This window comes from Arthrobacter sp. H35-D1, assembly GCF_030063185.1.
Lineage (GTDB): Bacteria > Actinomycetota > Actinomycetes > Actinomycetales > Micrococcaceae > Specibacter.
On sequence record NZ_JASISP010000016.1, the window covers coordinates 1 to 26,708 of the forward strand.

Genomic DNA, 26,708 nt, shown 5'->3' on the forward strand with positions numbered 1-26,708 from the left:
GCGCACCAGCACGCTGCAGCAAACTACGCATAATGAACTGGGCACGCTCCGTGCCACGATCCTGAATCAACGAATCCAAAGACTCAAGCCACTCGGCAGTCTCCTCCGGATCACGATCAGGAAGCTGATTAGTCAACCCGCTAAGGATATGGGAGTTTTCGTCTCGCTGAACCACTGGATACCTCTTTCCATGTTGCCGTTGCACCTCCGCTTTGGTGAGGTGCACGTAGTCCCGCCCGCCATGCGTTCTCCGTCGAACGAGGCGTAGGCGTGGGGCAGTCCTGATAAGGGCCCCATCAGATGATTATCACCATATGAAAACAAAATATTGTATGTTGAGAATACTGTGTGTATCCAAGGGATGCAAGACCTATCCGTCCTTTAGTCATGCGCACGCGTCGGCTTGACCCGCAGTGAGCTGACTCATATGATGTACTTCATATGTCAAAAACGGTTTCGCACTTGCTGAAAACATCACCTGACAGCTGAATGATGCTGCTGCGTCCGCCCCGCGCACCGCCGGGCCGTGGCTTGCCCAGCCACCCACAGCCGGTTTAATGTCATCCCCGATGGCAGCCATCATCAAGGAGCGGACATGAGAAGTGAACCATCACCGTCGGCACACGCCGGGGGACAGGGGCAAGATGCCTCCAAGGTCCTGCTCGTCACTGGGGCCGGTTCCGGCATAGGGCTGGCTGTGGTCCGTGCAGCCCTTGCCGAGGGCTACAGGGTTGTTCTGGCGGGTCGCGGCGAAGCCGGGCTCCTGGAGGCGGCGCAGGGCAATTCACGTGCTTTGTGCGTTCCGACCGACGTTTGCGATCCGGAGCAGGTGGAGAATCTCTTCCGCCGGGCCGTGGATCACTTTGGACGTGTCGATGTGCTCTTCAACAATGCAGGGATGTTTGGTCCCAGCGGGGCCGTCGATGAGATCTCGCTGGTTGACTGGAATGCCACCCTTGCCGTCAATCTGACCGGTTCCATGATCTGTGCCGCGGCCGCCATGCGCACCATGAAGGCACAGCAGCCCCAGGGTGGACGGATTATCAACAACGGTTCCATTTCCGCGCACTCCCCGCGACCGAAGTCCGCTGCCTACACGGTGAGCAAGCACGCCATCAGCGGCTTGACCAAGTCCATTGAATTGGATGGGCGTGCCTTTGGCATTAGTTGCGGCCAGATTGACATTGGCAACACAGCCACAGCCATCATGGCGGACCTGGGCGTCACCAGTGGCGCCCTGCAAGCTAACGGCAGCCTGCTGGTAGAGCCAACCTTCCCCGTGGCCGAAGCGGCCCGGACCGTCCTGTTCATGGCGGGGCTGCCGGCCAGCGCCAACATTGGCCAGCTTGTGGTCACGGCTTCAGGCATGCCGTTCGTAGGTCGCGGCTAACGCGTAGCCAGCCTGGCAGACCTGCTCCTCCCCGACGCTCCTGCAGATTCCGGGGTCAATTGCGCAGCGCTCCGGCACGGACTGAGGGAGCGTTCGGCAAAACACTCCTAAAGGTGCAGGAGCGTTGGTAATTGACGGCGGCGGTGATCCCTGGTGGGGGTCGCCGCCGTGGTTCTTTAAGTTCCCACGTTCTTTAAGTTCCCACTGGGAAAGTTCCAAACAAAAATCGAACGGGCAGTAGATTGCAGTGTCCGCGAAAAACATTGCCAACAACTACCCGTTCGATTTCGAGGGGCGGGGAATCGATGAGACGGGGACCGGGGACCCCCTCCGCATTGTTAAACGCCGCTGCCGCCGTACCCTCGGGAGGGGGACGGCGGCAGCATTGCGGAACGGGTCCGTGGGAACAGCAGACCTAGTGGTCGGCCTCGATGGCACGGATCGGGATTTCATTGTCGTCGGCGTCAAGGAGCTTGCCGTCCGCCCAATGGTCGCCGTGTTGCAGGCAATCCACCACCTCGGCCGGCATGAGCCGGTCACCGCCGGCAGCAAACACCGACGGGTTGTCCGGGTTGCCGAACTTCAAGTGGTTGAACAGCAGGTTCAACAAGATGGCCACCACGGCGGCGGAGCTGATGCCGGAGTGGAAGATCGTTGCGAACCAGGTCGGGAACTGATCGTAGAACGTCGGTGCAGCGATGGGGATGATGCCGGCGCCGATGGAGGTGGCAACGATGATCAGGTTCATGTTGTTCTTGTAGCTGACGGTTGAGAGCGTGCGGATGCCGCTGGCAGCAACTGTGCCGAACAGCACGATGCCTGCGCCACCGAGGACGGGCAGCGGCACTGCTGCCACGACGCGGCCCATGATGGGCAGAATTCCCAAGACTACGAGAATGACGCCGCCGGCGGCCACCACGAAGCGGCTCTTGATGCCGGTGACGGCGACCAGTCCCACGTTTTGGGCGAAGGCGCTCTGCGTGAAGGACCCGAATACGGGGGCCACGGCACTGGAGATCATGTCGGCACGCAGGCCGTCGCCGAGGCGGCGGGAGTCAACCTTGGTGTCCACGATGTCTGCGACGGCTAGGATGTCGGCAGAGGTCTCGACCAAGGTAACGAGAATGACGATGAACATCGAGATGATAGCAGCGAGGTGGAATGTCGGCATGCCCAAGTGGAACGGGGTGGGGAATGCAACAATGGCTCCTTCACCCACCTTGGAGAAGTCCGTCATTCCAACCAAGAAGGCGATGAGGGTTCCGATGACGATGGCCAGCAGGATGGAAAGACGTGAGATGGTGCTGCTGCCCAGCTTGCTCAGCAGCAGCACAATGACAAGCGTCGCTGCGGCGAGGCCAATGTTGGCGACGCTGCCATAGTCCTCAGCCTTCCGGTTGCCACCCATGGCCCAGCTTGCTGCCACGGGCATCAGCGACAGGCCGATGACGGTGATGACGGTGCCGGTGACCACCGGGGGGAAGAACCTAATGATTTTTGAGAAGATCGGTGAGATCGCCAGACCGAGCAATGAGGCGACAATAACGGCACCAAAAACGCTCTGGATTCCGCCGCCGCCATCCACAATCGCCACCATGGTTGCCACGCCGGCGAATGAGACTCCTTGGACCAGCGGAAGCTGGGAGCCGAAGAACGGAACGCCGATGGTCTGCAGAAGAGTTGCCAGACCGCCCATGAACAAGCATGCCGCAATGAGCAACCCAATATCACCGGGTTCCAGGCCAGCGGCCTGGCCCACAATCAGGGGTACGGCAATGATGCCGCCGTACATGGTAAGTACGTGTTGGAATCCATAGGCAAAGCTTGCCCCAATTCCTAGTTTTTCGTCCTCTGGCCTACCTGTTTTTGCTACGGTGGCGGATCGTGAACCCTTGGTCATAGCGGACCTCCTTGTCTGCTTACCTGTGTCAAACGGCAACTCGCTTTGGGAGCTGCCGTGCTAGTTGAGCGGGGGGCCGAAGCCCCCCGCCCAACTATTCGTTCTGTACTGTCATGGGCTTCATGGAAGCCCGGTGTTTCTTAGCAGAAGCCTGCGACGCCATCCCAGACGTTGCCGGCATCCGATGCGTTTTCACGCAGTACGGTTCCTTCGATCAGGCCGTACGGACGGTCTGCTGCGAAGAAGACCTCGTTGGGGTTGTCCTGGCCGAAGTGGGACAGGTCAACGACGAAGTGGTGCTTGTTCGGCATCGAGAACTTGATCTCGTCGATCTCCGGGTGTGCGTTGAGAACCTTCTTGCCCATTTCGAACAGGGTGTTCTGGAGAGCGTGCGAGAAGCCTTCGGTGAAGCCTTCAAGCAGGAGTGCCTTGACGTCTTCGTAGGACTTGTTGAAGTCGAAGTCGGCGTTGATGGCTTCCGGGTTGAAGCGCCAGCGGGCTGCCACGTCGGTGGCCAGAATCCGGTCGCTGGTCTCCTTCAAGGTGGTGTACTTGTCCACCGGGAAGCCTTCGAAGCCGGACTGCGTGGACTTCAGGACGGTGAGGTCCTTCAAGCCTGCCAGCACCTGGGTCTTGTCGCCATCCTTGACAACGACAGAGGTGCGCACTTCCTGGTTGCTCTTGACGAACGAGTGGTCGTGGGCCTTGCCGGCAGCCTGGATGCGGTTCCAGCCGTACTGCTCGGCTGACCAGCGGCCGCCGTCGATCCATGCGAATTCGCTGGTGAAGTGCTTGCTCAGGCGAAGCAGGAATGCCTCCGGTGAGCCGACGCCGTCACGGGCGAACGAGTAGATGGTGTTCTTCTGCGTGTCGGTGGGGACAACGTGGGCGTTGTCGCCGTCGATGTGGGCTGCGTTGAAGTCGCCTCGAACCTCGGACGTGACGTTGAGATCTTCGATCTCGTGGCGGTCGGTCGTGCGGGTGAGCTTGACCAGACGGACCTCGGCTTTGCCGTACTGGTTGGCGCCCAAGATGATGTTGTTGTCAGTCATGATTTAACTTCCTCTGTATGTTGAATAGGCGAATGGACTTAGCAGCAGGGGCACGTGATAGTGCTCCTGGCTTTCCTCGACCGTAAAGGTCAGAGATACCTCCGGGAAGAAGGTGTCCGAATTGATGCCGGCGAAGTAGGCGCCCGTGTCGAACCGCAGTTGGTAGTTTCCGCTCTGCAGTCGCTCGGGGCCAAGGTCTTTCACCCGCCCGTCAGCATCAGTGGTGCCCGACGCAATCTGGAACCATGCCTCGCCGTCGCGGGCGTAAAGCTCGACGGCGACACCTGCAGCGGGTTTCCCTGCTGCGGTATCCAGAATGTGGGTGGTTATATGGGAGACGCTCACGCGCTCATCACTCCTTCGAGCCGCAGCACTGCGATTTCACGCAGCTGCTGGGCAACTATGAGGTTTTCTTCTTCGGCGGTGTTTTTCATCCGCTGGTGAAGGGTGTCAATGATTTCCTCCGGTGTCCGTCCAGCGGCCCGAATCAGGAAGACTTGGTCAAATTTGGCTTCGTAGGCGCGGTTGCCTTCTGCCAGTGCTGTGATGATGGCACTGTCGGTGGGGTCAACGGCGGATTGTTCCTTGCGGGACAGGTTGGCTTCTGTGCTGGGGCCTGCTGCACGCTCACCGATCCGGGGATGGTGGGCCATCGCAGAATCCACTTCTGCTGCGGTAAAAGGATCCGCGACTGTTGTGGCGCAGTCGAGGAGCTGCTGGAGATCGGCGAACGGGCGAGCCGCGACAATGCCGAGGCACCAACGTTCAATATCGATACACGGGCGAAGTACAGTCATCAGCTCTGCTGGCTGTGCTTCATTAAACTCTTCAAGCTGCATGGTGTGCAGTCCTTGCGGGTCTTTGCTGGCATCCACGGTGTCGGCTATACGAAAGAGTATTTATTTTCGTATCGTGGAACTGTTATTTCAGCATATGAATAGTGAACCGCATCACAGCCGAGATGTCAATCACAAGATCCCCTACCTTCCGCAGGCTGGGCATGATGCGTTGCCCGATCCGGGCAGTTTGCCCAGTATTGGCGGCGACGTTGACGCCACGCGATGCCGACTCTAAACTTATTCCGTAGAGCAATATTTCAATTCCACGTGACGAAATTATTGGAGAGACATGTCAACTCAACTTACGCCCGGCCAGAGCGCTCCCGGCTTCACCCTTCCTGATGCCAATGGCAAGGACGTCAACCTGTCCGACTTTGCCGGTCGCCAGGTTGTTGTGTACTTTTACCCGAAGGCGGCAACGCCCGGCTGCACCACCGAGGCATGCGACTTCCGCGACAGCCTTGCTGCACTGAAGGCGGGCGGGGTGGATGTCGTTGGCATCTCCACGGACCCACAGGAAGCATTGACCGCCTTTGCCGAGGAATTCGACCTGAATTTCCCGCTCCTTTCCGACGCCGAGCATGCAGTTGCTGAAGCATGGGGCGCATGGGGCGAGAAGGTCGTGAACGGCAACAAGATGATTGGAACGTTGCGTTCCACTGTTGTGCTCAACGCCGACGGAACAGTGCGCAGCGCTGAATACAACGTGGCCGCAGACGGCCACGTATCGCGTCTGCGCACCGAGCTGGGCCTGTAGCAAACGCCTGGAGCCAAAGCTTGTAACCAAGGCTCGTAAAAGCCTGCGGTTTGGACAATGCCGCCGCTTCCGCACCTGCACCAGGGCTGAATCCCTGGAGCAGGCGTGGAAGCGGCGGCATTTTTTTGTGTCAATACACGATCCCCGCGGTCGCGACGGCAATGGGCTGCCGCTGCAATTCCAGTGAACGGGTGCCAGGGTTCCTCCTTACCCTCTTCTTCCCTCTGTATTATGGGTCTGCATCAAGGAGCCGTCATGGAAACCTTCCGCACCTCCGAGCCCATGGCTGGGCGTGCCGCACCCGGGCCGACTCGGCAGTGAATGCTTGCATGCAAGGCGCGCGGGTGTGACAGTTGAGCTGTGCGCGGCAACGGCCGCAAGGCAGCGAAGCGCAAAGCTTGAAGCACGTGTTTTTTGGTGAAGCAAAGGGGCTTTGGTCATGACAGCACAAACATCCGCCCATCCCGGCTCGGACTGGACCGTCCGCGACCACCCCATGTGGGTCAATGGCGAGCCGGTTCCCTCCGTTGCGGGGCAATGGCACGATGTCAACAACCCGGCCCGGCGTGAAACCGTCATTGCCCGCGTTCCGGCCGGCACGCCCGAGGATGTGGACGTTGCGGTTGCCGCGGCACGGGCGGCGTTTCCGGCCTGGCGGTCGCTGCACTTTTCAGCCCGTGCCGCGGCCCTGTTGGCCATCGCCGACGAAGTGGAGCGGCGCACGGAAGAGTTCGCCCATCTCACTGCCTTGGACACCGGCAACGCACTGCGCACCCAGGCACGCCCCGAAGTCGTCTCGCTTGTGGCCATGTTCCGCTACTTTGCCGGCGCTGCTGCCGAAGTGAAGGGAACCACGCTGCCTGCCGGCGAGGACCAGCTGCAGTACACCCGCTTGGAGCCGCTGGGCGTGGTGGCGGCCATCTTGCCGTGGAATTCCCCGCTGCTGATCGCAGCGTTCAAGATCCCCGCAGCGCTGGCAACCGGCAACACCGTCATCGTCAAGGCTGCCAACGAAGCGCCGTTGAGCCTGTTGCTGTTGGCCGAGGTCTGCAACAAGCACCTGCCTGCCGGTGTGGTGAACACGCTCACCGGCACCGGCGAACTGATCGGCTCCGCGCTGGCGCTCCACCCGGGCGTGGACAAGGTCTCCTTCACCGGCTCCACCAAGGTGGGCCGCCAAGTGGGCGCCCAGGCGGGGGAGCGGTTGGCCCACCAATCGCTGGAATTGGGCGGGAAGAACCCCTCGATTGTCTTCCCCGATGCGTGGACAGGAGGCAAGGACGACGACGAACTCCTCCAAAGCCTGCTGCTCGCCTCCCGCTTCGCCCGACAGGGACAAAGTTGCACGGCAGGGTCCCGGCTCTACATCCACGCCGACATTTTCGACGAGCTCGTCGGCACGCTCGGCGAGCGGCTGGGGGCCATGAAGGTGGGCGACCCGCTGGAGGAATCCTCCGACATCGGCGCCGTCATCAACGCCAAACAGCACACGGCCATCAGTGGATACCTGAAAGAGGGCCGCACCACCGCCGGCATGAAGGCTGTGATCGGCGGGGAGGAGCCGGCGTCGGGCCCGTTGACGGAAGGCTACTATCACCTGCCCACCCTGTTTACGGGGGCTACGAACGAGTTCAGGATCGCCCGGGAGGAGATCTTCGGCCCGGTGCTGCTGGCTATCCCGTGGCGCCGCGTCGATGAAGTCGTGGACATGGCCAATGACACCAACTACGGGCTGGCAGCGTACGTATTCAGCCACAACCTTGACGAGGCACTGACCACCGCGCACCGCATCGAGGCCGGGTGGGTGCAGGTCAACCAAGGGGGAGGGCAAGTGCCGGGGCAGTCGTACGGCGGCTACAAGCAAAGCGGGATTGGCAGGGAAGTTTCCCTCGAAGGCATGCTGGCCGGATTCACGCAGACCAAGCAAATCAACGTGAAACTTCGCATGCCAGGCGCCGGCGGACCCCGTGCCTGAGGATGAGATGGCTGGGGGTGGGGCGCCTGAGGCCGGGTCGCCCGAGGCCGGGGCGCCCGGGCGGGAGACTCCTGGGGCGGATGCACTGGGCCAGGAGCGGCTTGGGCAGGTGCCGCCCGGGTCGGAGCTGCCACTGGCCGGCATCAAGGTCATGGACCTCTCCCGCGCGCTCGCCGGCCCTTATGCCGCCTCCCTGCTTGGTGACATGGGCGCCGAGGTGACGAAGGTGGAAAGCATCAAGGGAGGGGATTCCTCCCGGAGCTGGGCACCCTTCGACGGCGAACACTCGTTGTATTTCGACTCGGTCAACCGCGGAAAGAGTTCCGTGGCGGTGGATTTCTATTCAGCGGCAGGCAAGAAGCTGTTGTGGGAGCTCGCACTGGCCAGCGATGTGCTGATTGAGAACTTCCGCCCCGGCGTGCTGGCCTCCACCGGCCTCGACCCGGAGTTGCTGCGGGCAGCCAAACCGGGGCTGATCATTGCCTCGGTCACGGGTTTTGGCGCCACCGGGCCACTGAGCCAGGCGGCCGGCCTGGACCAGGTGGCGCAAGGCATGTCCGGGCTGATGTCCGTCACCGGTCTCGACGCCGAGCACATGTACAGGGTGGGCGTGCCCATCGTGGACCTTGTCACCGGAATCTACACGGCCTTTGGCATTGCCGCGTCCCTGGTCGGCAGAAAGGCGGGCGGGGCTGGGAGTGCCGTTTCGGCGTCGTTGTTGGAAACCGGGCTCTCGCTCTCCGCCTTCCAAGGCCAGCAGTTCCTCAGCACGGGGGAGGTGCCGGTGCCGCGCGGCAACAACCACCCCGTGCTGTCCCCGTACGGGGTATTTCAGACCGGCGACATCCCGCTCATCATGGCGGTCGGCAGTGAAAAGCAGTGGGTGCAGCTGTGCGAGCTGCTGGGCAGCCCCGAGCTGGCCGAGCACCCCGACTACGCCACGAGCAGGCTGCGCACGGCGCACAGTGAGGAGCTGCGCCTGCTGATCGACGGGTTGCTCGCCGGGCAAACCGCGGCGCAGTGGCTGGCCCGGCTCAAAGCCGCGGGCATCCCGGCCGGGCCCATCTACAACTACGCGCAGGCGTTCGCCGACCCGCAGGTCAAGCACCTGGCGATGGTCCAAACCGTTCACCGCAGCGACGGCACCGTCCTGCCGCTGCTGCGCGGGCCCGTCTCGATCAACGGCCGGGCCCCGCAAGTGGCCAAAGCGCCGCCGGCACTGGGCCAGGACACGCTGGGGATCCTGGAGGGGCTGGGGCTGAGCGCGGCACAGATTGCCGGCTTGGTGGAAGCGGGCGTGGTGTACGACGCCGGCAACCCCGCCGGGCGGGAAGGAACCGTTGCGCCTAGGGGAACCGCCTCGCTTGGGGGGAGCGAACATCATGGATGAGCGGCGGACGGGTGCCGTGACGGTGGATCGTCGTGGCCCGGTGGCGGTGCTGGTCCTTGACAATCCCGTTATGCGCAACGCCCTGACACAGGACATGTGGCGCCAGCTTCCGCCGCTGCTTGCACAGTTGGCGGATGACGACACCGTGAAGGTGCTGGTGGTGCGCGGTGCCGGGGACCACTTCTCCGCCGGAGCCGACATCGCCTCCGTGCAAAAGATCCTGCACGACCCGGCCACAGTGCAAGAGGACGGGGGCGACATCACCGTGGCTGAGGAAGCCTTGGCCGCCTTCCCCAAGCCGACCATCGCCGCCATCGACGGCTACTGTGTGGGCGGAGGGTGGCAGATCGCCGGTGCCTGCGACCTCCGGCTGGCCTCCGAACGCGCCGTCTACGGCATCACACCCGCCAAGATCGGCATTGTCTACCCCCTGTCCGGAATCAAGCGGCTGGTGCAGCTGGTGGGTCCGGCAACGGCCAAATACCTGTTGTTCACAGGTGACTTTGTGGCGGCCGGGGAAGCGCTGGGGCTGGGCCTGGCCACGAAGGTGCTCCCCACGCATGCCTTTTGGGACGACGTTGCGGCGTTTGCCCTCCGCTTGGCTTCGGGCTCGCAGTTCTCCATTCGGGCTCAAAAGGATCTCATCAACCTCATCGGCGGCGATGCTGTGGGTGCTGCCGGGAGTGCTGCCGCCCTGGCTGAACGGAACCTCCATTGGCAGCGGGAAATGGCGGTCGGCGAAGATGCCGCTATTGGAGTCGCGGCGTTCCTGGCCAAGAAGACACCGCACTTCACCTGGGTGCGTACATCCGAATAATTTCCGGGCCAGCAGGGCTGACCCGGAAACCTATAGAACTTTGTTCAGGAAGTCCCGGACACGCGGATTGGCGTTGTCGTCGGCAAAAAACTCCTCTGGAGGCATATCCGCGGCAATCACGCCGCCATCGACGAAGACCACACGATCGGCAACTTTTCTTGCAAAGCCCATTTCGTGCGTCACCACGATCATTGTCATGCCCTGTTTGGCCAAGTCTGTCATTACGTCCAGGACGTCGTTGACCACCTCGGGGTCCAAGGCGCTGGTCGGCTCGTCGAAGAGCATGAGCTTGGGGCTCATGGCGACGGCACGGGCAATGGCGATGCGTTGCTTCTGCCCTCCGGAGAGTTGGCTGGGGTAGGCGGTGGCGCGATGCGTCATGCCCACTTTTTCCAGCAGCTCCATGGCATGGGCCTCTGCTTCGGCTTTACTCTTCCCCAACACGTTCATCTGAGGCAGCATCACGTTGCGCAGCGCCGTCAGGTTGTGGAACAGGTTGAACTGTTGGAACACCATACCCATGCGCGAGCGTAAGCGGTCCAGATCAACTTTTGGTGCAAGTAAGTCCTCGCCGTCAAACAAGACCTGCCCGGACGTGGGTGTCTCCAACAGGTTCAGGCAGCGCAGGAACGTTGATTTGCCGCCGCCACTAGGACCAATGACGGCAACCACCTCGCCCGGCTCTATGGTGAAGTCGATCCCCTTGAGCACCTCAAGCGTGCCGAAGGTCTTCGTGATGGACTTGGTCGAAAGGAGTGCCATTAGATGTAAACCGCCAGTTTCTTTTCGAGGGTGTTGGCGATGAAGCCGATGATGTTGGTGATGATGTAGTAGACCAGACCTATGAAGATATAGACGGTTAGGGCGTCGAAGGTGCGCGAGATAATGGTTTGGCCTACTAGGAACAATTCACTGATGGTCACGAAGGACACCAGTGCCGAGTTTTTGGTCAGGGAGACAAACTCATTGCCCAACGGTGGGAGCATGCGAAGGAATGCTTGCGGGATGATGATGTGTCGCAGTGCAGCGCCGGAGCTCATGCCGCAGGAGCGTGCCGCTTCCATCTGTCCCTTGTCCACGGACTGGATGGCACCGCGGACAATCTCTGTCACGTAGGAACCGCTGTACAGGCCCAAGGCAAAGACTCCGGCCACCAGAGGCTGCAGCTGCAAGCCAAGTTGCGGTAGGCCAAAGTAAATCAGGAACAGCTGCACAATGAACGGCGTGCCGCGAATGACGGACACATAGGCCGTGCCGACCCAGCGGATGGGGGTGATTTTGGACAACTTCGCAAAGCCTCCCAGCATGCCGAACGTCAGGCTCAGCACCAAGGACATGCCGATGATTTCCATGGTGGTGACAAAACCGTTCCACAGCGGGAGGGCAGAGTTGGTGATGGAGGAGATGTTGATCAGTCCATGGGCCTTGGCCGGGCCGGTGACTGCCGTGGCTTCGTCGCCGAACCACTTGGACGTGAGCTTGTCATACGCGCCATTGGACTTCAGCGTCGCCAGGGAGGAGTTGAAAACGTCCCGGATGGCCGTATCGGATTTTTGGAAGGCATACCCGTAGTTTTCATTGGTGAGCCGTCCGCCCACCTGTTTCAGGCCACCCTGCTGGTGGATGAAGTACCGCCCTCCGGGCTGGCCGGTGACCACGGCGTCGGCCTGGCCCAGCTTTACGGACGTGAACATTTGGTCGTTGGTCTGCACCTGCACCAAATGTGCCTTGGGCTGGTTTTGCTCCAGCCATTCCACGGATTTTGTGCCCACTTGCACGGCAACCTTTTTCCCGACAAGATCGGCCAGTGAGGTCACATTCGTGTTGTCCTCGTCGACGAAGATGGCCAGGCCACCGGGATAATACACCTCGGAAAAGTTGATGGCCTTGGCCCGCTCGTCACTGATGTAGATGGCGGAGGCGCCCACATCGATCTGGTTGGCCTGCAGCGCCGGGACGATGTTGCCAAACGGCATCTGGATGAACTCAACGTTCTTGATGCCCGATTCCTTGGCCAGCGCCCGGACCAAGTCAATGTCAAAGCCCATCTTCTCGCCATTGGCGTCAGTGAACTCAAATGGCGGGAACGTCGCGTCGGTGCCGACCCGCAGCGTGAGCTTCCCCGACTGCAGATCATTGAGCTTGACCGAACTTTGCGGCGCCGCCGAAGGGTCGGCGGAGGGTGCAGCTGTAGCGGCCTGGGCAGCTACGCCGGTGATAGCGATCAGGACAGCAAGCAGAATAGCCCAAAAACGGTGGCGGTTGAACAGGTTTTTCACAGGAACTCAATTCCAGGTTGGGGTGAAGACGCCGGGATGGCGGGCGTCTTCGGTAGGACTGCCGTGTGTTCGGTGGCGATGGCGTGGACCAGCCGGGCCGCGGTGCGGGCCGTTCGGCCGTCGACGTCAAAGCGTGGATTCAGTTCAACGATGTCCACATGCACCAGTTTGGAGGAGCGGGCCAGTTGGCGACAGACCGCCAGGATGACCTCAAGCGGCACGCCCAACGTGGCTGGTGCGCTGACTCCCGGGGCCACGTGTGCGGGCAGGACGTCAAGGTCGATGGTGAGGTAGACGGCGTCGACCTCACCCAGGAAGTTGTGCACAAACTCCTTGACGGCAGGCAGCCCGGAGCTGCAGCAGTCCTCATCGAACATATGTTGTACGTTCAGGGCCGACGCCGTCCTGAACAGTTCCAGCGTGTTGTTTGCTTCGCTGATGCCCAGGACCCGATAGGTGAAGTCGCGTCCGGCAGCCAGCTCGGCTTCGGCGATTTGGCGGAACGGTGTGCCGGAAGACGGGACAGGGTCTGTCCTCAGGTCAAAGTGAGCGTCCAGGTTGATGATCCCCAAGTGCTTTCCTGCCAGCGTTCCGGACCCAGCCAGACCCAGGTAGCTGCCAAACGCTGTTTCATGCCCTCCGCCCAGGACCACCGGCAATTGCCCGGCTTGCAAGGCGGCGGCAACCGACAGGCCAAGCCGCTGCTGACCCGCTTCCATGGCCCCGTCGGCGACGGTGATGTCGCCAAGGTCGCAGGCGGTGAGTTCTGCCGGCGCTGACAGTGATGCCAGCGCGTCGCGGATGACAGCAGGAGCCTTGGCTGCGCCGACGCGGCCCCTGTTGCGGCGCACACCTTCGTCGCTTTGGAACCCGATCACGGCAATTCCGCCATGTGGAGCAAGAGGTGGCAAATTGGAGCCGGCAGGGGACAGGGATTCGTTGATGGCATGATGCCAGCGGCGGCGTTCTGGCCCGGGTCCGTCGTCGCGTCCGGTCCATGAGGAGGGGGTCAGTTCGTGGGTCATTGGAGTCCCTTTTTCGCTGTGTTGAGTATGAGGGCGGCTGCACGTGTGACGGCAATAAGCCGTTTTTCATTTCGGATGGCGCGGACAGATGGTGCCATGGTGCTGAGGGTGCCGGAGAGCCGCCCTAAAGCGTTAAAAATCGGGAAGCTGACGCCCCAAACGCCTGAATCAACGGCGCCTTGGCTCAGTGCAAAGCCGCGTGCGGCCGTAATGTCCAGGTCGCGGCGCAGTGATTCGTTGTCAGCAGCGTCCAATTCAAGGACGGATATTCTCTCGGCTCGCTCTGCATCCGTCAGGTGGGCCAGCAGGGACAGAGCGCTGGCGCCGCGGTGCAACGGCTGGGACAGCCCGGCCGAGTAGCTGCAGCGAAGCATTTGCGGACCTTCCGCGGCTTCCACGCAGAGGGCCTGGTTTCCGTTGACAACCAAGTAGGCGGCCAACTCCTGGGTTTCGTTGGCCAGTTGCTGCAGCTTGGTACTGATGTGGCTGGCGACAGTGGTTTCCTGACGGAAGTTGGCGGCCAGTTGGAGGGTTGCCGGACCAGCAGAAAACTGGCTGCGGCTGTTGGCCGGAGCCAACAATCCGGTCTGGATCAGTGCGGACAGGTGTCGATACACTGCACTGGACGGGATGCCCGTGCGTGCCGAAACCTGCGCGGCCGTTAGGACCTGAAGCTGCGCAAACTGCAACAGTATCTCTAGAACGCGCGATTGCGCCGCGGATGGTTGCTCGGCTGTCTCTTGCACTCCACGTGCATCGCCAACTGGGGTGGGTCGTCGTTCAAACATGAAAGCGACGTTAGTGTCCGTAGTCACAAGTGAAAAGAGTTAATTCCCATAAATTGGGAATCTCTTTGCCATGCAGTGGGTTATTTGCCAGTTGTCAGAGTCTCCTTCTTCGTCAGTGACCGGATGGGGACGTTGTTGTGCGCCGAAAGCGGGCGACCACGGAAGGCTGGAGCGCGGTACTTGCCAAGGAAACTCCGCAGTTCAGCTGGATTCGTCCGACCAGCCTGTGATGTAAAACATGCACAGATGTAAAGTTTGCAGTTGTGCAACTTGTGCGTGAGTGCATAAACTGTAGTCATGCATAAAACTCCTGTTAGCCTGCGCGAGCGCAACCGCCTTGACACCTGGGCCCTGATCCACGACCAGGCTTCGAGCCTTGCTTGTGAACACGGCCTGGCAAACACCACGGTTGAAGCCATCTCCGAAGCCGCAGGAGTTTCCAAGCGCACCTTCTTCAACTATTTCCCCACCAAGGAAGACGCCATCCTGGGCGTCCAAGCGCCCACCCTCTCCGAGGAAACCATCGCCGACTTCCGCGCTGGCGGGACCGGGGACCTCTTCGGACGGACGGTCCACCTCATGGTTACCGTCATCCGTTCCATGTTTCCCGAGGCCTCGCGCACAGAGCGGCGCATGATCCTGAAGAAACAGCATCCGGAACTGGCCAGGAGCCTGGTCTCGCATCTGCGAGCCTGCGAGGAATTGGTTGAGGCCGTGCTGCTGGAACGCTATCCCAATGGTCCCCAGGAGCAATCCTGGTCAGGACTGCCTCCCGGCCGGGACTCCGCGCTGGCCTTGTTGATGCTGGCAGGAACCGTCATGCGGTTCGCCTTCGCCAAGGATCCAAGTGCAACCACCAACGAGCAAAGCCCGGCCGTGCAAGAGGCCATAGAAATTTTTAGAGACACCATTAAGGCAACGTTATGAGTTCCACCAAAATAAAAGCCGCAGTCCCAGCCGCCCCTGCGGCCCACGGGCACCCCGACCACAGCGAAAAGCGCAACATCGTCCTCCTCTTCGCCGGCCTGATGGTGACGATGTTGCTGGCATCGCTGAACCAGACAGTGCTTTCCAGTGCACTGCCCACCATCGTTGGTGAGCTCTCCGGCGTCGAACACATGGCCTGGGTCATTACGGCCTTCATCCTCGCCTCCACCATCATGATGCCCGTCTACGGCAAGCTCGGGGATCTGTTGGGCCGCAAGCCCATGCTGCTGTTCGCGATTTCAATATTCCTTGTTGGCTCTGTCATTGGTGCCCTGGCGAACGACATGAACGTGCTCATCATTGCTCGCGTGGTCCAGGGCCTTGGTGGTGGCGGTTTGATGATCCTCTCGCAGGCCACTATCGCCGACGTTGTGCCGGCCCGCGAACGCGGCAAGTACATGGGCATCATGGGCGGCGTCTTCGCGTTCTCCTCCGTTGCCGGGCCGCTCATTGGTGGCGGCTTGACCGAGGGCCCGGGGTGGCGCTGGGCGTTCTGGATGAACGTGCCGCTGGCGCTCCTGGCCATTGCGGCCACCATCTTCTTGTTGCATGTTCCCCGCAAGGTCCATGCCACGCGTCCGAAGATCGACTACGTGGGCATGATGCTCATTGCCTTGGCCACCACGGCCCTGGTCCTGGTCGGCACGTGGGGCGGTACGCAGTATGACTGGAACTCCCCGCAAATCATCGGGCTTGCCATCGCCGCCGTAGTGACAGGAACCCTCTTTGTCATTGTGGAAAATCGCGTTTCCGAGCCGGTCATGCCCATGCTGTTGTTCAAGAACCGCAACTTTGTCCTGACTACCATCGCCGGCCTGCTGACGGGTATCGCCATGTTCGGCGCCATCGGCTACATGCCCACCTACCTGCAGATGGCCACGGGCTTCTCCGCCGCTGAAGCCGGCCTGCTGATGATTCCCATGATGTCTTGCATGCTGATTGTCTCGGTTGTGGTGGGCCGCCGCGTCTCCACCACGGGCCGCTACAAGGTTGCCCCCATTGTGGGCAGCGCGATCCTCGCCTTGGCACTTCTGCTGCTCTCCACGGTCTCCACCGGCACCCCGATCTACTTCATCTGCATCTACTTGGGTGTCATGGGCATCGGCCTGGGTGCCAGCATGCAGATCCTCACGCTGGTGGCGCAAAACTCCTTCCCGCTGAAGTTTGTTGGAACGGCCACGGCCGGGCAGAACTACTTCCGCCAGGTCGGTGCCACGCTGGGCTCGGCCGTTGTTGGCGCCATGTTTGCCACACGACTGTACGATCTCATCGCGGAAAAGATCCCCGGCGGTACCGGTGGCGCCGGAGCCAGCTCCTTCACCCCGCACCTGGTGAACAGCATGCCCGAACCCGTCAAGTCCCTGATCATCGAGTCCTACAACGAAGCCTTGATCCCGCTGTTCCTCTTCATGGTCCCGCTGGCTCTGCTTGCCGCGATTGTGCTGTGCTTCGTGAAGGAAATTGCGCTCGAAACGAAGTCCGATAGAGAGAAGATCATTGACGTCGCTCCCGAGCGGATGGCTGAGTTTGAGCAGGACATCACGCACGACGCCGTCGCCTCCGAATCAGCCGAATCGCCGGCCTCGCCGCCGCGCAAGTAGGCAACGGCAGCATCGCGTTCTTGCGCAACCCTTTCCGAGCCGTGCATGGCTCGCTGGACGGCTCGGGGAGTCGGTTGCGGGATTGTTCCGGCTAGACTAAAACCAGCAACCACATGCCGACTTATTTGAGGGTCACTTGTCAGAATTTACCGCCCGATTTGCCACTGCCGTCGAGATCGACCAATGGGACACATTGGTCACCGCCAACCCCAACGGCGGCAATTTGCTTCAATCCGCAGCGTTTGCGGCTGTCAAGGCGAATTACGGCTGGAACACACAATTCATTGCCTTTGAGGGCCCGGACTACACCAGCTACAACCTGGTGCTGGAAAAGTCCTTCCCCGTGCTCGGCAAGCTGTGGTACTTCATCAAGGGCCCCGACGCCGCCAGTGTGGGCGAGATTCCGGCCATGCTTGATGCGCTGCGCAGCTTTGCCAAGCGGGCGAAGTTGAACATTTTTGCGGCCAAGATTGAGCCGGACGTCGTCGCCTCCGAAGAAGCCCACGCGATCTTGCAGGGAGCCGGGCTCGTCAAGGTTCCTGATTTGCAGCCCAACGACCACACCGCGCTGCTGGACATCTCTCCGGAGCCCAACGAATTGCTGCGCAAACTTCACTCCCGCGGGCGCAATGCCGTGCGCCGGGCCCTGCGCGAAGAGGTCGAGGTGGTCCGGATGGATGCCACCGACGCCACCATGGCCACCATGTACGAGCTGATGGTGGGGACCATTGCGGCCAAGTCCACCAACCAGGTCCGAGGTTTCGACTACTACCGCCAGTTCTGGACCGAGTTCGTCAGCCGCGGCCAGGGACATTTCTACTTCGTGTACGAGGACGGGACCGCGTCTGTGGGCGCGTTTGTGATCAACTACGGATCCAAGGCCACTTACAAGGACGGCGGCTCGCTGCAAAAGCGTTCGCAGTATGGCGATTCGCACCTTGTGCAGTGGGTGGCCATCAACGACATGAAGGAATTGGGGGCCGGTGAGTATGACTTCTGCGGCACACCGCCCTCGGCGAGGCTCAAGGACACCACACATCCGCACCACGGGCTGGGCTTGTTCAAGACCAGTTTCACCAAGACTGTCACTGATTTTGTAGGTTGCTACGATCTGGTGCTCAGCCCCATGCGATATAAATTGTGGTCGAGGATCGGGGAGCGCGTGTTCAGGCAGCTGTACACCCGCCGCACCGGAAAGCAGTTCTACTAAACACTTCAACGGCGCGCGGCGGCAGCAGATCCTGTCGCCAGCACCGGGACTAGGCCCCAGGGAGCATCAATGACCAACCATCCCAGCAGCCGGAACCACGACTCTCCCGGCCATGGCCAAGCAGACACCACACCTGCCAGCCCGGCGCCGTCACGCCCAGCGCCGTCCAACGGTGTTCCCGGCAAGGCTGCGCCAGCGAAGAGTGCGCCGTTCAACGGTGTTCCCGTCAAGGCTGCGCCAGCGAAGAGGGCGCCGGCCAAGTCCGCGCCGTCCAAGACGGTGCCAGCGAAGAAGGCTCCGCCTAAAATGACGTCGGCCAAGCCCACCCCTCCTAAGTCTGCGCCGGGCAAATCTGCGCCGTCCAAGACCACGGGGACGGGCACGGCGCCTGCCGCCGGGTTGATTCCCCTTGTTTCGCCCGTTCGGCCGAACAACAAGGCGGCCCGGTCCGTGCTGCGCAAGCTTGTACAGGGGGAGGCTCCGCCCACGGCGCCCATGAACATCGTCGAAAGGCTGGCAGGGACCCCCTACGCCAACTTCACGATCCAGGTGGGCCAGGCGGAGGAGTCGGCACGGAAAACCATTGACTTTGCCCTGCGCTTGGCCGAGACCATGTTCCGGTATGGCGCGGGTGCCCTGGAAGTTGAGACCAGCATCATCGCCGTCACTGCTGCGCTGGGGCTGCGCAACATTGAAGTGGACATCACGAACCAGTCTGTGGTCATCAACTATGCCCCTCATGAAGCGGTGCCCATCACGCTGTTGCGGGTTGTGCGGTCGTGGACCAACAACTACGCCGGTCTGGTGGACGTCCACGAGCTGGTGACGGATATTGCCGGCGGCGGTGTCTCTCGCGAGGAGGCATCCAGGCGCCTTGATGTCATCACGAAGCGGCCCAAGCCGTTCCCGCGCTGGATGGTGGCGATGGCAGAGGCCGTTTTTGGTGCTGCAGTGGTTGGTGTCATCGGTGGCTCGGGCCTTGGTGCACTCGTGGCGTTCTTGACCATCTTGCTGGCAGGGCAGGTGGCGCGGGTGCTGGGCAAATGGAAGGTTCCGGACTTCTTTGTGACCGCCATCAGTTCTTTTATCATCACCGTGTTGGCGCTGGTGTTCTTCATGTTGCACGTGCCGCTGAGCCCATCCATTGTGGTGGCCGGCGGGATCCTGTTGATGTTGCCCTCGGGTCGGCTTGTCTCGGCCGTGCAGGATGCCATCAACGGGTTCCCCGTCTCTGCCGCGGGCCGTTTCCTCTCCGCGTTTCTGACGTTTGGCGCCATTGTGGCAGGCATCTCCGTGGCCTTGGTTTTGAGCGCCTTGCTGGGGATGGCCAGACTGGATGTGACCGAGGACCTCAGGTCGGTCCTGCCTGTTTATTGGTCGTTGCTGTTGGTCGCTGTTGCCACAGTGGCTATTTGCATCGCCGAACAAACTGCCGTCAGGCTGCTGCTGCCGACCATGGCCGTCGCCGTGGTGGGCTATCTGGCCTATTTCTACGGCCTGGAGCTTGGGCTTGGCGGCCGTTTTGCTCCGGCGGTCGGCGCCGTCGCCATCGGCTTCCTGGCCCGCATTGTTGCCCTGCGCCTGAGAGCGCCGCAGCTGGTGGTGGCCGTCCCGTCCATCCTCTTCTTGTTGGTGGGGCTTTCCATCTTCCGGGCCATGTTTGTCTTGACGCTCACGCCGGACGATTCGGTGACGGGAGCCGTCGGGCTGTTCAATGCCCTTGTGGTCATTCTGGCCGTTGCTGCCGGGGTGGTGTTGGGCGACAACATGGCCCGCCCGTTCACCCGCGGCCAAGGCCACCGGGACAGGCGCAGCAACCGCAGGCGCTGACCCGTCGCCTGTCTGGGGCGCACAGTGGGGTGTTCCGCGGGTGGTGCCCTACAGAATTTTGCCGATAGGCTGCTTCTTCTCGGCCTGGAAGAAGTCTTCCGTGCGGCCACGGGCCCAGTAGCCCGAGAGTGAAACCTGCGAACGCTCAAGACCGCGCTGCTTGAGAAGCACGTCGCGCAGCTGCTTCATGCATTCCCGCTCCCCGTGCACGAACGCGTCCACCCGGCCCGCAGGCCAAGGCCCGTTCGTGACGGCGTCCCGCAGCAGCGAGCCCTCGTCCGTGGTCGTTCCGTTGCGGAACACCCAGGTGAGTTCGACGGCGTCGGGCTTCTCCAAGGGCTGGATGTCCGCGGCCGTCTCGACTTCAAGGTACACGTGGCCGCGGGCCTCTGCAGGCAGCGCCTCGAGGGATGCGGCAATGGCGGGCAGCGCCGATGCGTCGCCGGCGAACAGGTGCCAGTCGGCATCGGTATTGGGCTTGTAGGCCCCGCCGGGACCGGAGAAAATGATCCTGTCGCCCGGGGCGGCAGCGGCTGCCCACGGCCCGGCCAGCCCGGCGTCCCCGTGCACAACAAAGTCGATGGCCAATTCCTGAGCGGCCAGGCTGATCCAGCGAACCGTGTAGGTGCGGGTGATTGGCCAGTGCTCGCGTGGCATGGTTTCGCGCAGTGCAAACACATCAACCGGCTCGGCATACTCCACTCCGGGCTGCAGGAAGTGGATCTTTACGTACATGTCAGTGGCGTCCTTGGCCGTGAACTCGGCCAGCCCGGGACCGCCGGCCACAATGCGCACCATGTTCGGGCCAAGCCGTTCGGTGCGCAGGACACGCAGGGTGAACTGGGTGCGTGGTTTTACGGCAGGCGCCACGACGGGGGAGGATTCGGTCTTGGCTGAAGTCACAGTGAGCTCCTGATGCCGGGCAGACGCCCGGCGTGGTGGGCGCGACGGGCGCGCCTAGTTAGGTTGTCCTAACTAGTCTAGATCAAGGGGAGGGCCCAGTCGATCTCAGCGCTGCCCTGGGTGCGCAACAACTCGTTGATCCGGCTGAACGGCTTGGAACCGAAGAAGCCCCGCGACGCCGACAACGGGCTCGGATGGGCCGACTCAATCACGGCCGTGCCCGCCAGCAACGGGGCCAGACGCTGGGCATCCTTGCCCCACAACACGCTGACAAGGGGCTGATTTCTGGCGGCAAGGGCGCTGATCACCGATTCGGTCACGGTTTCCCACCCGCGACGGCGGTGCGAACCTGCCGCCCCCGGCGCCACCGTCAACACCCTGTTCAGCAGCAGCACCCCTTGGTTTGCCCAGGCGCTCAAATCGCCGTGGGGGGAAGGGGCGATGCCCAGATCTGATTGGAGTTCCTTGAAGATGTTGTTCAAGCTGCGCGGGAGGGGGCGCGTTGCCCCGTCCACCGCAAAGGCGAGCCCCACCGAGTGCCCCGGCGTCGGGTACGGGTCCTGGCCCACGATCAAAACCCTCACGTTCGCCAGCGGGGTGCCCAACGCGCGCAGCACCCGGGTGGGCGGCGGCAGGAAGCGGGTGCCGGCGTCGTACTCCTTCGACAGCATCTTCCCAAGGCTGAGCAAGGTGTTCTCCTGCGGCGCCAGCGCGGCGGCCCAGTCCGGGGCCATCAGGGACAAGGGGTCGCTGCGCAAGACCGCCAGGGCCTGCACCTGCCGGGCGTCCCACGGGTCGGGGGAGCGGAGTTCAAAGAGGCCGGGTGTGCTGTCCATGGTTCCATTGTGGACCATGGCAGGCGCGCGGATACGGCAAGCTACGGGTTGAGGCACGGTCTGAGCTCGGCACGACCGGCGTTCATTGGCCCACACGTGGTGCCGACGGGTTCCCTGTCCACAGTTTCCCGAATGACACAGCTGTCATTCGCCCCTATTATGGACAGAGCAGGCCGTGGAGCACGGCCGGCAAACGTGCACGCCATGCGTGAAATCCAGTAGATGAAATGCAAAGGGAGGGTCGCAAGTGGCCGAAGCAGTCCAGCACGGGCAGGGCCCTACGGACGCCGGCGCAGCGCCTGAACCCGCGGACGGGCTCAGCGAACGCGACCAGCAGATGCTTGACCTTGAACGCCAATGGTGGAAGTACGCCGGAGCCAAGGAACAAGCCATCCGCGACATGTTCGACCTCTCGGCAACCCACTACTACCAAGTGCTCAACGCGTTGATCGACACGGAAGCCGCACTGGCCCACGACCCCATGCTTGTCAAACGATTGCGTAGACTACGTGAGTCACGCCAACAGGCTCGGTCTGCACGCCGACTGGGCAATTGACGCGCCCCGAACCCAACGCACCCACAAGGACAGCACTGCACTATGAGTAATTACCCGCGGGATGAATTCGACACCGTTGAGGAGAATTCGGCACGCCACGGCGTTCACCGGGCCTCGATGGAACCCCACAGGCGCTCGTTGATGCCCCTGATGATCTTTGGTGTGGCGGCGCTGTGCGTTGGCTTGCTGGCGTTTTTCATCATGCCCCAGATGCTCAACACGGACGCGGCACCCTTGGCCGCAGGGACCACGAGCACCGCACCTGGCTCCGCGCCGGCTTCGACCCAGTCCGCTGCAGAAGCGCCCACCCCTGTGGCGGTGGAAACACCCACACCCGAGCCGACGCCGGAACCAACTCCGGAGCCCGCAGTGAACAAAAGCAGCCCCGTTGCCGTCTTTAATGCCACGGGTGTTCCCGGCCTGGCAGCGCGGTACGCGGGCCTTGTCACCGGCGGTGGTTGGCCCGTGTCCCAGTCGTCCAACTGGGCCGGCCAACCGCAGCCGGCCTCGGTGATCTTCTACAGCGACACCGCGCAGAAGGCCAATGCCGAGGCGCTCAGCAAGCTGTTGAATATTCCAACCGTTGTGGAGACCGCCGAGCTGGGCCTGCCACTGGCCGTTGTGCTGGGTCCCGGAGCCTAAATAGCTCCGCAATCGCCAGAAGCCACTTGTGGTGTCCAAAACTAGATTTTGGACACCACAAGTGTCTTCTGGGTGCTGGCCCTGACGTCGTGCCGTGGGCTATTCCTTTAGCGGAATGCCGCGCGCGTCCACCTTGAACGGGTCGGCCCCCACGAGGATCATGATGCCTTCAATGAAGCCCCAGATGCCGCCGATTCCGAAAGTGACGATGGTGACGACAATTTGAATGACGCCCATCTTGGTGTCTCCCAAGTAGAAGCGATGGATGCCCCAGGCCCCGAGCAGGATGCCGAGGATGCCGGCCACGAGCTTTGATTTTTGCTCGACGCCGGGGATGATGCCGTATCCCTGCTGCTGGGGGTAGCCCTGCTGTTGCTGGTAGCCCTGCTGTTGCTGTGGGTAGCCCGGCTGCTGGTAGCCCTGCTGTTGCTGGTAGCCCTGCTGAACGTTCTGCTGCTGGTAGTCCTGCGGCGCACCGGGCTGCGAGTAGCTGGGTGCAGTCGTGTCGCTGGCGGCAGGCGGCTGCCAACTGGGAGCCTGCTGGCCCGCCTGGCTGGACTGTAAAGGCTGGTCATAGCCTTCCGGCACTTCGGTGCGTTTTTCCGGCTGGGCCGGAGTCTGTTCGGGGTTGGTATTTTCACTCACGGTGTCTCCTGGTGCTGGTGCTGTTGCACAAGCTGCTGCCGGGAGGCAGAGCATCCATTGCTTATGCACACTTCGGAATATTTACAGTCCCCACGCTATCCGTTTGTGGGCGCGGCGGATAGGTAACGACGTGGTGTTCAGCCAATATATCCTCTGGGGCCGTTCGCCTGAAGCTCATATCTGACGCTTCGCTTGCACTCCAAGCTCCCCAAGTGCTTATGATTGAGTTAGCACTCTGTAGTGGTGACTGCTAATTACTAGTGGGTCAACCGCCGTCGGGGTTTGAACTTTTCCTCATCGGGTGAGGGTTCGTGGCCGTTGTAAAGAGATCACCGGCTGCTCATCCGTCCGTCGCGGGCACCGTGGTGGGGATTTTGTATCCGGAATGACTGTCCCGAAAGGACTGAAGCCTTCATGGCCAAGCTCATTGCATTTGATGAAGAGGCACGCCGCGGTCTTGAGCGTGGGTTGAATATCCTCGCCGACGCCGTCAAGGTCACCTTGGGCCCGCGCGGTCGCAACGTGGTTCTCGAAAAGAAGTGGGGCGCACCCACGATCACCAACGATGGTGTTTCCATCGCCAAGGAAATCGAACTCGACGATCCTTACGAGAAGATCGGCGCCGAACTGGTCAAGGAAGTCGCCAAGAAGACTGACGACATCGCAGGCGACGGCACCACCACGGCAACCGTGTTGGCCCAGGCCCTCGTTAAGGAAGGCCTGCGCAACGTAGCCGCCGGCGCCGACCCGTTGTCCCTCAAGCGCGGCATCGAGACGGCTGTTGCAGCCGTGATCGAGCAGCTGCTGGCTTCCGCCAAGGAAATCGAAACCAAGGAAGAGATCGCCGCAACAGCGTCCATCTCCGCCGGCGACCCCGAGATCGGTGCACTCATCGCCGAGGCGCTGGACAAGGTTGGCAAGGAAGGTGTCATCACCGTTGAGGAGTCGAACACCTTCGGCCTGGAGCTTGAGCTCACCGAAGGCATGCGCTTCGACAAGGGTTACATCTCCGCATACTTCGTGACCGACACCGAGCGCCAGGAAACGGTTCTTGAAGACCCGTACATCCTGATCGTCAACTCCAAGATCTCCAACGTGAAGGATCTTGTTGCTGTTCTGGAAAAGGTCATGGCTTCAAACAAGCCACTGCTGATCATTGCAGAAGACCTTGAAGGCGAAGCACTTGCCACGTTGATCGTGAACAAGATCCGCGGCCTGTTCAAGTCCGTTGCCGTCAAGGCTCCGGGCTTCGGCGACCGCCGCAAGGCCCAGCTGGCCGACATCGCCATCCTCACCGGTGGCCAGGTCATTGCTGAAGAAGTTGGCTTGAAGCTGGAAAACACCACGCTGGACCTGCTCGGTCAGGCACGCAAGGTTGTTGTCACCAAGGACGAGACCACCATCGTCGACGGCGCAGGCGATGCAGATGCAATCGCCGGCCGTGTTGCACAGATCCGTGCCGAGATCGAGAACTCCGATTCCGACTACGACCGTGAGAAGCTGCAGGAACGCCTGGCCAAGCTGGCCGGCGGCGTTGCAGTCATCAAGGCCGGTGCCGCCACCGAAGTTGAGCTCAAGGAACGCAAGCACCGCATTGAAGACGCAGTGCGCAACGCCAAGGCTGCTGTTGAAGAAGGCATCGTCCCCGGCGGTGGCGTTGCCCTGATTCAGGCCGGCGTGACCGCATTCGAAGGCCTGAACCTCACGGGCGACGAAGCAACCGGCGCCAACATCGTCAAGGTTGCCATCGACGCACCGTTGAAGCAGATCGCCTTCAACGCCGGCTACGAGCCCGGCGTAGTGGTGGACAAGGTCCGCGGCCTGCCTATCGGCCACGGCTTGAACGCTGCAACCGGCGTGTACGAAGACCTGCTGGCTGCCGGGGTCAACGACCCGGTCAAGGTCACCCGTTCCGCTCTGCAGAACGCGGCATCCATTGCTGGCTTGTTCCTCACTACCGAAGCAGTTGTCGCAGACAAGCCCGAGAAGGCTTCTCCGGCCGGCGGCGGCGACGACATGGGCGGCATGGGCGGAATGGGCGGCTTCTAGTCCCCACGCCCTCCCTAAGCCGAGCCGCTGACGCGTCTTGGCTTTGGGGCCCTCGGGCGCGTGGGCCCAAACGCCCTCCTCCTATTTGGGACCTCGGGCGCGTGGGCCCAAACGCGCTCCGTCCGGAAGCTTGTGCGAGAGACGCTCCTGCCATTTGGCAGGGGCGTCCTTCGCATTTAATGGGGCTGTCATTGAACGTCCGGGATAGATGAAAGTATTGGCTCATGACAATTGTTGCAGCTGCCGATGGTTCGGCGTTGGGAAATCCCGGGCCTGCCGGCTGGGCGTGGTACGTGGACGAGAACTGCTGGCGTGCAGGCGGCTGGCCCCACGGCACCAATAACATGGGCGAACTCATGGCAGTCCTGGACCTTTTCAAGTCCACGGAGCATGTGCCGGAAGAACCGTTGCACATCCTGTGTGACAGCCAGTACGTCATCAACTGCATTACGAAGTGGATGCCCGGCTGGAAGCGCAAGGGCTGGCGCAAGGCCGACGGAAAGCCGGTGCTGAATCTTGAACTGCTCAAGGACATCGACGCAGCCATTCTGGGCAGAAAGTACACGTTCGAATGGGTCAAGGGCCATGCTGGCCACGACCTCAACGAAGCCGCCGACGACCGCGCCCGCGACGCCGCCACCGCCTATCAAGCCAAACGCACGCCCAACGCTGGTCCGGGCTTCCCGGGCGCGGGTTCGCCCACAGCCGAGCCCGCAGCGGAGTCCGGAGCGGAATCCGATCCTGTGGCCACCGTGGAGCCACCGGCGGCTCCCATGCAGCAAGCACCTGCGGCTCCCATGCAGCAAGCGCCGGCGGATGAGGTGCAGCCGGATCTGTTTTCCATGCTCGAGGACGACCTTGACCCTTCATTCCCCGCCGGCCGTGACGCGTCACTGGAGGCAGTAGTGCAGCTCGAACGCGAACTTCTTGACCCGGCCGTGCGGGCCGATCCGCTGCGGGCGTCCGAGCTGCTGCACCCCGACTTTGAAGAAATCGGTGCCTCCGGCCGACGCTTGTCCCGGCAGGAGGCCCTGGCCATGTTCAGCGACGAGACGGCTGGGCACACTAGCCTTGAGGTGCTCACACTGAACCGGCTCGACGACTCCACGGCCCTGTTGACGTACCGCAGCGATGCCCCGGACGGCAGCGCATTGCGCAGCTCAATCTGGCAGTTCGCCAGCGGCCGGTGGCAGGTGCGTTTCCACCAGGGCACCTCCGAAGCGTAAGGCCGCGGGGC

The 26,708-nt window shown here is 61.9% G+C and carries 26 protein-coding genes; 13 read left to right on the forward strand and 13 right to left on the reverse strand.

The window, feature by feature from the left end; genetic code table 11:
- Positions 1-175, reverse strand: a 175-nt coding sequence (locus QMG25_RS20600; RefSeq protein WP_502866419.1) for a pyruvate dehydrogenase E1 component-related protein, incomplete at its 3' end; no start/stop codon positions are given.
- 420 nt (positions 176-595) lie between these two features.
- Between QMG25_RS20600 and QMG25_RS14385 the strand changes: the two genes are divergently transcribed.
- On the forward strand, positions 596-1,390 hold the full coding sequence (locus QMG25_RS14385; protein ID WP_283461371.1) for an SDR family oxidoreductase: 795 nt from the start codon (positions 596-598) through the stop codon (positions 1,388-1,390).
- Positions 1,391-1,805: 415 nt separating this feature from the next.
- On the opposite strand, the gene QMG25_RS14390 is transcribed toward QMG25_RS14385, so the two are convergent.
- The 4 genes from QMG25_RS14390 to uraD form a co-directional block, all read right to left on the reverse strand.
- On the reverse strand, positions 1,806-3,290 hold the full coding sequence (locus QMG25_RS14390) for a nucleobase:cation symporter-2 family protein (protein WP_283461373.1): 1,485 nt from the start codon (positions 3,288-3,290) through the stop codon (positions 1,806-1,808).
- 140 nt (positions 3,291-3,430) lie between these two features.
- Entirely contained in the window at positions 3,431-4,342 is a 912-nt protein-coding gene (gene pucL, locus QMG25_RS14395) for a factor-independent urate hydroxylase (RefSeq protein WP_283461375.1), read from the reverse strand.
- Between the two features lie 3 nt (positions 4,343-4,345).
- Complete coding sequence (gene uraH / locus QMG25_RS14400; protein WP_283461377.1) at positions 4,346-4,687, reverse strand: hydroxyisourate hydrolase; 342 nt, start codon at positions 4,685-4,687, stop codon at positions 4,346-4,348.
- Positions 4,684-5,181 (reverse strand): 2-oxo-4-hydroxy-4-carboxy-5-ureidoimidazoline decarboxylase, encoded by a 498-nt coding sequence (uraD, locus tag QMG25_RS14405; protein ID WP_283461518.1) that lies wholly within the window; start codon positions 5,179-5,181, stop codon positions 4,684-4,686. The genes uraH and uraD overlap by 4 nt, the downstream gene beginning before the upstream one ends.
- Positions 5,182-5,470: 289 nt before the next feature.
- On the opposite strand from uraD, the gene bcp reads away from it, so the two are divergent.
- The 4 genes from bcp (at position 5,471) to QMG25_RS14425 (ending at position 10,120) form a co-directional block, all read left to right on the forward strand.
- The gene (bcp, locus tag QMG25_RS14410; protein ID WP_283461379.1) at positions 5,471-5,938 is read left to right on the forward strand and encodes a thioredoxin-dependent thiol peroxidase; all 468 of its coding nucleotides are present in this window, start codon (positions 5,471-5,473) and stop codon (positions 5,936-5,938) included.
- A gap of 439 nt (positions 5,939-6,377) precedes the next feature.
- Positions 6,378-7,913: an aldehyde dehydrogenase family protein gene (locus QMG25_RS14415; RefSeq protein ID WP_283461381.1), complete on the forward strand. Its 1,536-nt coding sequence runs from the start codon at positions 6,378-6,380 to the stop codon at positions 7,911-7,913.
- The gene (locus QMG25_RS14420; protein WP_283461383.1) at positions 7,906-9,303 is read left to right on the forward strand and encodes a CaiB/BaiF CoA transferase family protein; all 1,398 of its coding nucleotides are present in this window, start codon (positions 7,906-7,908) and stop codon (positions 9,301-9,303) included. The genes QMG25_RS14415 and QMG25_RS14420 overlap by 8 nt, the downstream gene beginning before the upstream one ends.
- Positions 9,296-10,120 (forward strand): enoyl-CoA hydratase/isomerase family protein, encoded by an 825-nt coding sequence (locus QMG25_RS14425; protein WP_283461386.1) that lies wholly within the window; start codon positions 9,296-9,298, stop codon positions 10,118-10,120. The genes QMG25_RS14420 and QMG25_RS14425 overlap by 8 nt, the downstream gene beginning before the upstream one ends.
- Positions 10,121-10,150: 30 nt before the next feature.
- Here QMG25_RS14425 and QMG25_RS14430 read toward each other — a convergent pair whose 3' ends face one another.
- From QMG25_RS14430 to QMG25_RS14445, 4 genes are read right to left on the reverse strand one after another with little or no spacing between them, the layout of a single operon-like run.
- Positions 10,151-10,882 (reverse strand): amino acid ABC transporter ATP-binding protein, encoded by a 732-nt coding sequence (locus QMG25_RS14430; RefSeq protein WP_283461388.1) that lies wholly within the window; start codon positions 10,880-10,882, stop codon positions 10,151-10,153.
- The gene (locus QMG25_RS14435) at positions 10,882-12,399 is read right to left on the reverse strand and encodes an ABC transporter substrate-binding protein/permease (protein WP_283461389.1); all 1,518 of its coding nucleotides are present in this window, start codon (positions 12,397-12,399) and stop codon (positions 10,882-10,884) included. Before QMG25_RS14435 ends, QMG25_RS14430 begins: the two co-directional genes overlap by 1 nt.
- Positions 12,396-13,424, reverse strand: coding sequence for a formimidoylglutamase (gene hutG, locus QMG25_RS14440; RefSeq protein ID WP_283461390.1), 1,029 nt, complete (start codon positions 13,422-13,424; stop codon positions 12,396-12,398). The genes QMG25_RS14435 and hutG overlap by 4 nt, the downstream gene beginning before the upstream one ends.
- Positions 13,421-14,212, reverse strand: a complete 792-nt coding sequence (locus QMG25_RS14445; protein ID WP_283461392.1) for an IclR family transcriptional regulator — start codon at positions 14,210-14,212, stop codon at positions 13,421-13,423. Before QMG25_RS14445 ends, hutG begins: the two co-directional genes overlap by 4 nt.
- A gap of 297 nt (positions 14,213-14,509) precedes the next feature.
- Here QMG25_RS14445 and QMG25_RS14450 point away from each other — a divergent pair, with 297 nt between their 5' ends.
- The 3 genes from QMG25_RS14450 (at position 14,510) to QMG25_RS14460 (ending at position 18,010) form a co-directional block, all read left to right on the forward strand.
- On the forward strand, positions 14,510-15,139 hold the full coding sequence (locus QMG25_RS14450; protein ID WP_283461394.1) for a TetR/AcrR family transcriptional regulator: 630 nt from the start codon (positions 14,510-14,512) through the stop codon (positions 15,137-15,139).
- Positions 15,136-16,800, forward strand: coding sequence for an MDR family MFS transporter (locus QMG25_RS14455; RefSeq protein ID WP_283461396.1), 1,665 nt, complete (start codon positions 15,136-15,138; stop codon positions 16,798-16,800). Before QMG25_RS14450 ends, QMG25_RS14455 begins: the two co-directional genes overlap by 4 nt.
- A gap of 136 nt (positions 16,801-16,936) precedes the next feature.
- Positions 16,937-18,010, forward strand: coding sequence for a lipid II:glycine glycyltransferase FemX (locus QMG25_RS14460; RefSeq protein WP_283461398.1), 1,074 nt, complete (start codon positions 16,937-16,939; stop codon positions 18,008-18,010).
- A gap of 5 nt (positions 18,011-18,015) precedes the next feature.
- Here the strand turns inward: QMG25_RS14460 and QMG25_RS14465 are convergent, their stop codons facing one another.
- Positions 18,016-18,471 carry a pentapeptide repeat-containing protein gene (locus QMG25_RS14465; protein ID WP_283461400.1) on the reverse strand — a complete coding sequence of 152 codons (456 nt, stop codon included), beginning with the start codon at positions 18,469-18,471 and terminating at the stop codon, positions 18,016-18,018.
- On the opposite strand from QMG25_RS14465, the gene QMG25_RS14470 reads away from it, so the two are divergent.
- Positions 18,461-19,840 carry a threonine/serine exporter family protein gene (locus tag QMG25_RS14470; RefSeq protein ID WP_502866417.1) on the forward strand — a complete coding sequence of 460 codons (1,380 nt, stop codon included), beginning with the start codon at positions 18,461-18,463 and terminating at the stop codon, positions 19,838-19,840. The two genes, QMG25_RS14465 and QMG25_RS14470, sit on opposite strands and share 11 nt — an antisense overlap.
- 48 nt (positions 19,841-19,888) lie before the next feature.
- Here QMG25_RS14470 and QMG25_RS14475 read toward each other — a convergent pair whose 3' ends face one another.
- Together QMG25_RS14475 and QMG25_RS14480 are read right to left on the reverse strand one after the other, a co-directional pair.
- Entirely contained in the window at positions 19,889-20,743 is an 855-nt protein-coding gene (locus QMG25_RS14475; protein ID WP_502866418.1) for a siderophore-interacting protein, read from the reverse strand.
- A gap of 77 nt (positions 20,744-20,820) precedes the next feature.
- Positions 20,821-21,579, reverse strand: a complete 759-nt coding sequence (locus QMG25_RS14480) for a uracil-DNA glycosylase (protein ID WP_283461404.1) — start codon at positions 21,577-21,579, stop codon at positions 20,821-20,823.
- A gap of 247 nt (positions 21,580-21,826) precedes the next feature.
- Between QMG25_RS14480 and QMG25_RS14485 the strand changes: the two genes are divergently transcribed.
- Positions 21,827-22,135, forward strand: a complete 309-nt coding sequence (locus QMG25_RS14485) for a DUF3263 domain-containing protein (RefSeq protein ID WP_283461406.1) — start codon at positions 21,827-21,829, stop codon at positions 22,133-22,135.
- A gap of 42 nt (positions 22,136-22,177) precedes the next feature.
- Positions 22,178-22,777 (forward strand): LytR C-terminal domain-containing protein, encoded by a 600-nt coding sequence (locus QMG25_RS14490; protein WP_283461408.1) that lies wholly within the window; start codon positions 22,178-22,180, stop codon positions 22,775-22,777.
- Positions 22,778-22,876: 99 nt separating this feature from the next.
- Here QMG25_RS14490 and QMG25_RS14495 read toward each other — a convergent pair whose 3' ends face one another.
- On the reverse strand, positions 22,877-23,422 hold the full coding sequence (locus QMG25_RS14495) for a TM2 domain-containing protein (RefSeq protein WP_283461410.1): 546 nt from the start codon (positions 23,420-23,422) through the stop codon (positions 22,877-22,879).
- Between the two features lie 414 nt (positions 23,423-23,836).
- On the opposite strand from QMG25_RS14495, the gene groL reads away from it, so the two are divergent.
- Positions 23,837-25,471: a chaperonin GroEL gene (gene groL, locus QMG25_RS14500; RefSeq protein ID WP_283461412.1), complete on the forward strand. Its 1,635-nt coding sequence runs from the start codon at positions 23,837-23,839 to the stop codon at positions 25,469-25,471.
- Positions 25,472-25,695: 224 nt separating this feature from the next.
- The gene (locus tag QMG25_RS14505) at positions 25,696-26,697 is read left to right on the forward strand and encodes a ribonuclease HI family protein (RefSeq protein WP_283461414.1); all 1,002 of its coding nucleotides are present in this window, start codon (positions 25,696-25,698) and stop codon (positions 26,695-26,697) included.
- Positions 26,698-26,708: the final 11 nt, after the last annotated feature.

What these genes read in the sequence shown, in the direction of transcription:
- QMG25_RS14445 (WP_283461392.1), bottom strand. Translation starts at nt 14,212, where the DNA reads ATGTTTGAACGACGACCCACCCCAGTTGGCGATGCACGTGGAGTGCAA.
- bcp (WP_283461379.1), top strand. Translation starts at nt 5,471, where the DNA reads ATGTCAACTCAACTTACGCCCGGCCAGAGCGCTCCCGGCTTCACCCTT.
- pucL (WP_283461375.1), bottom strand. Translation starts at nt 4,342, where the DNA reads ATGACTGACAACAACATCATCTTGGGCGCCAACCAGTACGGCAAAGCC.
- QMG25_RS14425 (WP_283461386.1), top strand. Translation starts at nt 9,296, where the DNA reads ATGGATGAGCGGCGGACGGGTGCCGTGACGGTGGATCGTCGTGGCCCG.
- QMG25_RS14490 (WP_283461408.1), top strand. Translation starts at nt 22,178, where the DNA reads ATGAGTAATTACCCGCGGGATGAATTCGACACCGTTGAGGAGAATTCG.
- QMG25_RS14455 (WP_283461396.1), top strand. Translation starts at nt 15,136, where the DNA reads ATGAGTTCCACCAAAATAAAAGCCGCAGTCCCAGCCGCCCCTGCGGCC.
- QMG25_RS14480 (WP_283461404.1), bottom strand. Translation starts at nt 21,579, where the DNA reads ATGGACAGCACACCCGGCCTCTTTGAACTCCGCTCCCCCGACCCGTGG.
- QMG25_RS14505 (WP_283461414.1), top strand. Translation starts at nt 25,696, where the DNA reads ATGACAATTGTTGCAGCTGCCGATGGTTCGGCGTTGGGAAATCCCGGG.
- uraD (WP_283461518.1), bottom strand. Translation starts at nt 5,181, where the DNA reads ATGCAGCTTGAAGAGTTTAATGAAGCACAGCCAGCAGAGCTGATGACT.
- QMG25_RS14390 (WP_283461373.1), bottom strand. Translation starts at nt 3,290, where the DNA reads ATGACCAAGGGTTCACGATCCGCCACCGTAGCAAAAACAGGTAGGCCA.
- QMG25_RS14385 (WP_283461371.1), top strand. Translation starts at nt 596, where the DNA reads ATGAGAAGTGAACCATCACCGTCGGCACACGCCGGGGGACAGGGGCAA.
- hutG (WP_283461390.1), bottom strand. Translation starts at nt 13,424, where the DNA reads ATGACCCACGAACTGACCCCCTCCTCATGGACCGGACGCGACGACGGA.
- QMG25_RS14415 (WP_283461381.1), top strand. Translation starts at nt 6,378, where the DNA reads ATGACAGCACAAACATCCGCCCATCCCGGCTCGGACTGGACCGTCCGC.
- groL (WP_283461412.1), top strand. Translation starts at nt 23,837, where the DNA reads ATGGCCAAGCTCATTGCATTTGATGAAGAGGCACGCCGCGGTCTTGAG.
- QMG25_RS14450 (WP_283461394.1), top strand. Translation starts at nt 14,510, where the DNA reads ATGCATAAAACTCCTGTTAGCCTGCGCGAGCGCAACCGCCTTGACACC.
- QMG25_RS14430 (WP_283461388.1), bottom strand. Translation starts at nt 10,882, where the DNA reads ATGGCACTCCTTTCGACCAAGTCCATCACGAAGACCTTCGGCACGCTT.